The organism is Fibrobacter sp. UWH5 (genome assembly GCF_900142505.1).
Classification (GTDB): Bacteria; Fibrobacterota; Fibrobacteria; order Fibrobacterales; family Fibrobacteraceae; genus Fibrobacter.
In genome coordinates this window covers 1-8,971 of the sequence record NZ_FRBB01000034.1, presented here as the reverse complement: position 1 = coordinate 8,971, position 8,971 = coordinate 1, and the positions used below count along the sequence as shown (strand labels likewise).

Sequence of the window (8,971 nt, the reverse complement as noted above, 5' to 3'; positions counted from 1 at the left end):
CTTGGCTTTGTGAGCGCCGGAGACGCATACCGTGCCCTTGAACGCAAGGTTCGCAGGATGGAGTCGGCAAGCAAGGCGAAGGATGCCAAACTGGTCGAGAAGGACAACGCCCTCGCCGAGAAGGACAATGCCCTGGCCGAGAAGGACGCGCTGATCGCCGCTCTTCAGGCAAAGCTGGCAGAAATGAGCAAATAACCACAAGGACCCCGCGGGGGTCCTTTTGTTTGCCTTGTCGGCAAGATTGAGTTATATTTGAGGGAGTACATTAGCCCAGAGGCATTGGAGGTTCTGAAAATGGCATTCCAGAGTATTGGACAAAGGCTTGGCTTTGTGAGCGCCGGAGACGAATACCGCGCCCTTGAACGCAAGGTTCGCAGAATGGAGTCGGCAAGTAAGGCGAAAGATGCGGAAATCGCCGAAAAGGACAATGCCCTGGCCGAAAAGGATCGCAGAATTGCGGAACTTGAAGCCAAGCTCGCTGAAATGCAGAAATAGAACGAAAGGACCCCTGCGGGTCCTTTTTTTTGCAAATGTCGGCGTTTCCTCGTCATAGAAGCGGGATTCAAACTTTTTCCCGCGAGAGGGGAAAAGTTTTTTTACAAAGAATTCCTGTGCAAATGAGACGTTTGCTGCGTGTATATAAGCAGGTAGGAACCGTTCTACCTGCGAGCCGGCCGCGTTGTTTAATTACGAATTATGAAGTATGAATTATGAGAAATAGAGTGCTAGAGAACAAGTGTTTGGCTTTTGCCATTCGAATAGTGAACCTTCATCAGTTTCTACAGCAAACTTCAAAAGAGTTTGTATTGTCAAAACAAATTCTTCGAAGTGGAACTAGCATTGGAGCCAATGTTGCCGAAGCAATCTACGCACAAAGTAGGGCAGATTTCTTTTCGAAAATTGGTATTGCGAAGAAGGAAGCTGCAGAAACCGTTTATTGGCTAAAACTTTTGCAAAAGACAAACTATATTGATTCAAGACAATTTGATTCAATGAATGCCGATAACCAGGAATTACTCAAGATTTTAACTGCGATATCAAAAAGTTGCCGTTGCGAAAAACCGTCCTCTTGACTAGCGTTGTGGATTTTCTTATCATATAAGATTGATGATCGGTTTTTCCAACCTTTGGTCAACCTCACTGCTTATAATGGGGTTAATCGGCTGTAATCACCGGAAAATCTCGTAATTCATAATTCGTAACTAGTAATTGAGGCGAAGCCTCCATGGAGCGCTATATGACATGGGAACAGGAAATCCAGCTCGCCAGGGAAGATGAACGCGAAAAAGAGCGCGAACGCAGTCAGAAGATTATCGCCGCAAAGGACGAAACCATCGAAAAGCAAGAACGCGAGATTGCCGAACTCAAGGCGAAGCTAGCTGAAATGCAGAAATAGAACATAAGGACCCCACGCGGGTCCTTTTTTGCAAATGGCGGCGCAAGCGCACTCCCATGCGTCACGGCAGTACGAACACGAGTGTTCGTGTTGCATGGACGCCTACGGCGTCTGTACTGCGGTTCAGTTATAGCAACAAATTTATTTGTTGCTGCAACATTCGCCTTCGGTACTACTCGACTTTTGGGCGTTCCCCGGCTTAGTGTCATCCTGAGCGGAACGTAGTGGAGTCCCTTTGATCACTTAGCGCTTACGTGAGCATGATCCCCCTGTGGGGAGAAGGATCTAGGCTGCACCAAGCCACCGGGGGCGGGCCTTTGCGTTATCGGCTCGCAGAGCTCGCCGTCCGTTCAGCCTCGCGCTCCTACAACCCTACACGTCATCCTGGAGCAGCGAAGCTGCGATAGGATCTGCCGCGCGATTCCGACCCGCTTCGCGGCTTCACGCCCTAACGCATCGCGGAATAAATTCGTTTTCCCGCAAATAAAAATGCAATGTCAGAAATGAATGACAGGAATCCTGTGCTAGAATGGGGAAAAGTATTTTTTACAAAGATTTCTTGCGCGAATGAGACGTTTGCCACGTGTATATAAGTAGGTAGGGACTGTTCTACCTGCGAACCGGCCGCGTCGCCGGATGTACAGGAACTTTTCATGAGCGAAAGCAAGACTTCGGAGGACTTTGGCACTGGAGCCGGAGGCATCTCAAAATTCACCATCACCAACAGTTTCGTGTTCCCGCTGGTCATGAGCCACAAGGAAATCGCCAAGCCCTTCATCGAGGCGGCGCTTGGCATCAAGATTTACGACCTGAAGGAACCCGAGCAGGAAAAGACGGAGCAGGTGAGCATCTTCAACAAGAGCGTCCGCTACGATGTGTTCACCCAGCAGATCGACGAGAACGGCGAGACCATCAGCTCCTTTGACCTTGAGATGCAGGTAAAGGACACCAAGGAACTTCCCAAGCGCGCCCGCTACTACCAGTCCGTCCGCGACACTCACGAGCTGCACAGGGGCACCATGTACAAGAGTCTCAAGGACCAATACGTGCTTTTCATCTGCCCAGATGACATCTTTGGGGAGGACCTGCCTATTTACAGTTTCCAGAATTTCGCGGTGGAAAATAAAGATGTTGCTTTGAATGACCGCACCTTCAAGAATTTTTATATCTTTAACGAGTATAAAAAACTTCCGGACGCGCATCCCCTCAAGCCGTACCTGAAGTATTTCGCAACCAACACTGCTGACTCCACGGAGACTGAGGAAATCGACACCAAGGTAAAGTGGTACCAGACCGACAACCAGACGCAGGAGCGCTATATGACATGGGAACAGGAAATCCAGCTCGCCAGGGAAGATGAACGCGAAAAAGAGCGCGAACGCAGTCAGAAGATTATTGCCGAAAAGGACCGCGAGATTGCCGAACTCAAGGCGAAGCTCGCTGAAATGCAGAAATAGAACGTAAGGACCCCTGCGGGTCCTTTTTTTGCAAATTGCGCCGCATCCTCACCACAGAAGCGGGATGGCGCCTGGGGCGTTCTCCCCGTAGGCGTAGCGCATCACCATTCCCAGGACATCGAAAGAATCTTCCTTCAGCAAAATCATCCCGCTGTCGATACATTCCATGGGCATGTCCCCGTCGATATCCAGACTCTCCGGCGCGAGCCTGTTCCAGATGACATAATCCGTGTAGCCGTCGGCAATATCGTCGCGCGTCAAGTTGTCACCCGTGCCCGGCTGTACTCGCTTCGCTCCCCGAGCCTTGCCGCACAAGTCTCGGCCCTTACGGGTGACCATCCCTAACGCAGTCCGTAGTATTCAAGCGTCTTTTCTTAAAGTGTTTTCCCTCACTTTTGCGACTCCCTTTTGGTTACATCTTCCCGTAGGCACAAATAAAAGATTATTTTCTCATTGAAAGGAGAATTTTATGCGTTGTTTGCCGCTTTTTGTGTCTGCGATTTTTGGCTGTTCCCTTCTGGGAGCTTGTTCCTCTAGTACAGTCCCCGCCACGGAGGACGACGATGATGTGTTTTCTTCTAGCAGCAAAGCGAAAAATTCCAGTAGTTCCGTGAAGGGTGAAGGATCCGGCAGCGAGTCCGGCGACATTGACAATGAATGCGTGGGCGAAACAGGTAATCCCTGGAATGGAACAACCGCCAAGAAATTCGCATGCGGCACCGGCACGAAACTCAGCCCCTATATGATCCTTACCGCTGAACAGCTGGCCCACCTCTCATTTATCGTAGGCGCGAAGGATAAGGATTACGACGGCAAGTATTTCAAGCTGGGGGCCGACATCATCTTGAATGAAGGCGACGTCATTGACGAAAATGGCGCCTTGGTGGCTGATTCCACCAAGTTGCACAAGTGGACCCCCATTGGTAATTCCAATGTCGCCTTTACCGGAAACTTCGATGGAGATGGTCATTCCGTGAGTGGAATGTTCATTAACACCACCAGTACACACAACGGATTGTTTGGAAATTCCAGTGGGACAATTCAAAATTTTATTGTTGAAAATTCTTGGGTTCAGGGTGGAAATTATACAGCTGCAATCGTTGGTGCAGTTTCTGGATCAGTATCTAAGGTTGAAAACTATGCTTCTGTTACGAGTACTTCTGACTATGTAGGTGGAATTGCTGGTTTAGCAAAGTGTGCACCGTCTAAGACTGTGTATGTCAAAAATTCTAAGAATCATGGTGAAGTGAAGGGACGGGATGAAGTTGGTGGGGTAATGGGAAATTCGCATTGCGCTTATATCGATTCCCTGTACAATTATGGTAGTGTTGAAGGCCGAAATATAGTCGGCGGAATTTCGGGTCGTGCGGGATATACTTATGTGAGTTCTTATTTGTTGACTTGTAAGTATGCAGAAAATTATGCTGAAGTTGTGGGCGTTAATAATGTTGGCGGCATTTTTGGAGTGGCTGGTTATGCAAGTTCAAACATATCTGGAAATAGTGTGATAACAACATTGGAGTCTGCAAAGAATGGTGGAAATATTGTTGGTGAAAAAAGTGTTGGGGGAATAATTGGGTCGGGTAACCAAATAAAAATTATTCGTGCAGCAAATCTAGCTTCAGTAGAAGGTATTGAGTTCGTTGCAGGAATTGTGGGTAGTTTGATTTCGTCCTCTACAACATCATTGTATAACACGGGCGATATTTCTGGAATTCGGCGCGTCGGCGGTGTATTCGGCTCCAATTCTGAAGGTGTCACCAGTTCCGCGTATTCTACCGGCAAGGTCGATGGCGATTCCCTTGTTGGCCTGATGATCGGTTACAACTATAACACCACCATGGCCGACTACTATTATCTAAAGCAAGGCGACCAGGAACCCTTCGGCTTGAACAACGGCGGTGGTGTAGCTACCCCCAAGACGGCGGAAGAAATGAAGTCCCAGGAATTTGCAGAACTCCTTGGCGATGACTTTGTGTATGATTCAAAAATGAATGACGGATATCCAGTGCTAGAGTGGGAAAAAGATTGATTTTTCATGAAGCTATTCTGCGATAAGCAGAATTGTGGCTACGTCCCCATCTCCATACGCCTGCTCCAGGACGCTTCGCAAAATGTTGAATTCAGATAGTTCCTCTGTGTCGTTCCTGGCTTGACCGGGACAGTCGCCTTTCATCATCACCATCCCGCTGTCAAGACATTCCATGTCTAGTTCCCCGTCGATGTCGAGGTACTCCGGCCTGAACCGGTTCCAGATCACATATTCGGTATATCCCTCCGCGATATCCTCTAGCGAGAGGTTGTCGCCCGTACCCGGCTGAATCTTGAGGAATTCGCCATCCTTGGCGGTGTCGTCCCGACATTGAGCCGGGATAAAATAAAGCAACGCTCGTTCTAACATGCGCTGCAATGTAGAGATCGTTCTTTAGATCGGCAAGGGAAAGATATTTAATTCTTTTCCAAAGCTTCCACAACAGCGATATCCGCTGGTAGCCAGTCTACCGAGCGGATGTTTTCTTTTTCCAGCCATTTGGCGGCTTCGTGTTCGAGAAGCTTTAACTCGCCGTTAATTACAGTGCAGTAGAAACAGTGCATGGTCAGATGAAAGTTGGGGTAGTCATAATCTACAGTGCAGATGAAGTCTTCGACGGAAACATCGACGGTGAGTTCTTCCTTCAGTTCGCGAGCGAGAGCTTGCTGCGGTGTTTCGCCGGGTTCCATTTTGCCGCCGGGGAATTCCCAGCCGCCCTTGAAATCTCCGTAACCACGCTGGGTTGCGAAAATCTTATTGCCGTCTTTAATAACTCCTGCAACAACTTCAATCGTCTTCATAGAACTAGCCTACCAAATAGTCGTAAATATCGTCGCGAACAGGTGTTTCCAATTTGTAAGTGATTTCCACTGCCGAGAATTCGGTTCCGGGCATGATAAAATCCTGGGTTTCGCCTGTTGCATGTAACCGGCCTAAATAATAGAATTCTTTTGAGGTCTGGTCGTCCTTGTTTTTTCGGACGAACAGTTCCATTTGTACGTTTAGGCGATCTGCATTAACGGCTGTTTGGACGTCGTCAGAAGTAGACGTTCTTTTTGACTTTGAAATGGCTACAAGAGTATCCTGATCCAGGAATCTGTCGTTATAATTTGTCGAAGCGCTGATGCTTTCATCCTTTTCGTAATTGATGAAAACAGGGTAGGTTTTGGTATTCTTATCGAACTTATAACCACCGATATTCAGAGCGACTTCACCCTTTTCCCAATCTAACAATCTACATACGTCTTCGTAGGTGTATTTTGCGTAAAGATTGAAAGAAGAATTCTTGTATCTGTTTCCGAAGTACTTTTTGTTGCGCATCATTGCGAAGTCTACGACTTCTTTGATTTGCTTAGCAAAGTCGTTGTTGTTCAAAAGATCTCGGAATTGCTGTGCGATCTTGTAATCGCTTTCGCCTGGTTCAATAAAGACCACGTCCTTATAGGCGTCTTTTGCTGCGCCGGTTGCAAAGGAACCTGTAAGTAGGTTGATAACGTTCTTGTCGGTTTTGTCGTTTGTTAAAATTGCGTACGATGAAAATAGAACGTTCTTCATTGACGAAATCAAGTCACTTGCGGAGTCTTCTTGCAAGAGACGTTCCAAAATCAGAAGCTCGTGCAAACGCTTCCCATTGGCGAATTTCGTGGAAACATACTCCAGATATTTTTCTTCTAAGGCGCTGAACTTGACAGTGTATTCATCCTTTTCAACTTTCGTTAAGAACTTGTGATAAGAACCTAGATTTGCATTTTCAAAAATGCGAAGGACATCCATTTCGCCGTATTCTTCGTAATCCATCAAAGACGGAATTCTTCCGAGCTTATATTTTAAGTTCTTGTAGCATTCTTTGATTAATTTCATTTCGCTGAAATTAGCGGAATCAATGGATTCATAAATTCGCTTACGAGAAATTTCATCGAAGTGAATGGTGGACGCTCCTTCCAGCGCTTTGACTCCCTGGCGAACGTAACGGCGAATGTTGTCCTTGTTATAGGTTCTGTCGCCAGAAAGTGCAATAGGAATCATGTAATTGTTGGAATAATTGCCGATGAAGTCAAGAATCATGACAAATTCCTTGTCTTCGGCCTTACGCAAACCACGGCCCAACTGCTGTACGAAAATAATGGGAGATTCCGTAGGACGCAACATCAGAATCTGGTTCACCTGAGGAATATCGATACCTTCGTTAAAGATATCCACAGTGAAGATGTAATCCAGACCTGAATCTCGATCTTCTTGTTCCAAAAGTTTTACAGCGCGTTCGCGTTCTTCTTGAGAATCGGCGCCAGAAAGGGCTATTGTCTTATAACCATGTTCGTTAAACTTCTTGGAAAGTTCCTTGGATTCTTCTAGGCTGCTGCAGAAAGCAAGCCCCTTAACTCTAGAACCAGTATGGCCGAAATATTCAGCCTTTTCGATAATGTAATTGACTCGGTCATCGCAAATAAGCTTTGCGAAGTCTCTCTTTTCTTTTTCTTCACCATCCACGAAAATGTCCGTAATTCCATAATAATGAAAAGGACAAAGAAGATTGAGTCTCATAGCCTCTTGCAGACGAATTTCGTGAGCGATGTTATGGTCGAAAGCTGCGTAAACATCGAACTTATCTGTTCTATCGGGAGAAGCTGTCATGCCAATCCATAAATCAGGATTGAAGTACTTCATCATTTTCTGATAGCTTTCTGCACCTGTACGATGGGCTTCATCTACGACGATGACCTGGAATTCTTCTTTTGCAAAATCCTCGTAGTGTGTTGCCATGGTCTGCATCGTTGCGAAGACAAAATCACGGTCTATTTCATGGGATGTGCCGGAGTAAAGGCCGAAGGATTTTGTTTCTCCAAAGACATTCTGGAAAGATTCAATGGCTTTGCGCAAAATCTGTTCACGGTGAACGATGAACAGTGCTCGTTTTGGATTGATCTCTCTTAAGGCAAATGCTGCTGCATAAGTTTTACCTGTGCCTGTGGCAGAAATAAGCAAAGCTCTGTGTTCGCCCATGGCACGAATTTCATTTAACTTCTGCACGAATTCCAGCTGCATAGAGTTGGGTTGCAGAAGAATCTGTTCCGTAGAAATGACCTTTGAATCGCTGATTGCCGTGGCCTTCTGCAATTCGAGTCTTTTCTGAAGAATCTCTCTGTTAACACGTTTTTGTTCGTTATAGACTAAGGCATATTCGTCAAGGATTTGTTCATTGACGGTGAATGCGTTGGGACTTTTCCAAAGTTGATTGAAGTCTTCAATGACGTTACTCAACAATTCAGCATTTTCTTCAACGGTAAAACTTGTATTCCATTCTTTATTGATTGCAAGTGCATTTCCGGTAAGATTTGAACTACCGATGGTAATGTTGACAATCTTTCCGTTGTCCTTATTTGTTTTGTAGAAAAGGTACCCTTTGGTGTGGAAACCCTTGATATTTTTATCGCATCTAAAGATTTTCAGTTCAACATTCTTGTATTTGGATAGCGCCTTCAATGCGGAAGGTTCTGTAAAAGTCAAATAGTCTGTGGTGAGAATCTTTCCTGGAACACCACGTTTCTCCAATTCAAGCAAAGTCTGCTTTAACGGCGCAAGACCACTCCGAGAAATGAATGCTACACTGATAATGAATTCTTGGCACTTTGACAATTCGTTGTCCAAGAAAGCCTGCATGGTGTTTCCGGGTGCGTTGGAAATAAATAGGGGGTGGTTATCTGTGCCAGAAATTCTGTAATTGTTCATGCATTAAATAATAAAAAACTATTTATCATTGTCTTTTAAGATCAGCCTAGTAGTATTTAAAGGATCGATGTTGTTCTATGTACTGCAACATACATGAAAGGCGAAGAACTTATAAAGCTCAGAAAATAAAGATTTACAAAATCTTGAAAATGGCCCAAACGTGGTAAAAAATCGCCGAAAATTTAACATACTAGATGCTATATGTTAAAAATTTTGGCTCTTCATCAACATGTGTGGGTGGCTTCGCCACCCTTTTTTGTTGACATTCGCCTAAATTAAACAAAAAATGGGCTATTTTCTAAAATTTAATCGCCAAAAAAAACAGAAGAAAAAGCCCATGTCAAAATTATACAAATCCAT

At 45.6% G+C, this 8,971-nt stretch carries 8 protein-coding genes and 1 pseudogene; 6 read left to right on the top strand and 3 right to left on the bottom strand.

Annotated elements, in window-relative coordinates; genetic code table 11:
* The 6 genes and pseudogenes from BUB38_RS16510 to BUB38_RS15300 form a co-directional block, all read left to right on the top strand.
* A pseudogene (locus BUB38_RS16510) lies at positions 1-195 on the top strand (hypothetical protein); the annotation flags it as partial.
* Positions 196-294: 99 nt separating this feature from the next.
* A complete protein-coding gene (locus tag BUB38_RS15320; protein ID WP_073161607.1) occupies positions 295-495 on the top strand; it encodes a hypothetical protein in 201 nt (66 codons plus the stop codon).
* Positions 496-710: 215 nt separating this feature from the next.
* Positions 711-1,073: a four helix bundle protein gene (locus BUB38_RS15315; RefSeq protein WP_073161606.1), complete on the top strand. Its 363-nt coding sequence runs from the start codon at positions 711-713 to the stop codon at positions 1,071-1,073.
* A gap of 164 nt (positions 1,074-1,237) precedes the next feature.
* Positions 1,238-1,396, top strand: a complete 159-nt coding sequence (locus BUB38_RS16505; RefSeq protein ID WP_175547705.1) for a hypothetical protein — start codon at positions 1,238-1,240, stop codon at positions 1,394-1,396.
* 653 nt (positions 1,397-2,049) lie between these two features.
* Positions 2,050-2,853, top strand: coding sequence for a hypothetical protein (locus BUB38_RS15310; protein ID WP_073161605.1), 804 nt, complete (start codon positions 2,050-2,052; stop codon positions 2,851-2,853).
* Between the two features lie 469 nt (positions 2,854-3,322).
* Positions 3,323-4,885, top strand: coding sequence for a hypothetical protein (locus tag BUB38_RS15300; protein WP_073161603.1), 1,563 nt, complete (start codon positions 3,323-3,325; stop codon positions 4,883-4,885).
* Positions 4,886-4,897: 12 nt separating this feature from the next.
* On the opposite strand, the gene BUB38_RS15295 is transcribed toward BUB38_RS15300, so the two are convergent.
* The 3 genes from BUB38_RS15295 to BUB38_RS15285 all read right to left on the bottom strand — a co-directional run bounded on the left by BUB38_RS15295 (position 4,898) and on the right by BUB38_RS15285 (position 8,611).
* Entirely contained in the window at positions 4,898-5,239 is a 342-nt protein-coding gene (locus tag BUB38_RS15295; RefSeq protein WP_139258483.1) for a hypothetical protein, read from the bottom strand.
* A gap of 62 nt (positions 5,240-5,301) precedes the next feature.
* On the bottom strand, positions 5,302-5,685 hold the full coding sequence (locus BUB38_RS15290; protein WP_073161602.1) for a (deoxy)nucleoside triphosphate pyrophosphohydrolase: 384 nt from the start codon (positions 5,683-5,685) through the stop codon (positions 5,302-5,304).
* 4 nt (positions 5,686-5,689) lie between these two features.
* A complete protein-coding gene (locus BUB38_RS15285; protein WP_073161601.1) occupies positions 5,690-8,611 on the bottom strand; it encodes a DEAD/DEAH box helicase in 2,922 nt (973 codons plus the stop codon).
* Positions 8,612-8,971 lie beyond the last annotated feature (360 nt).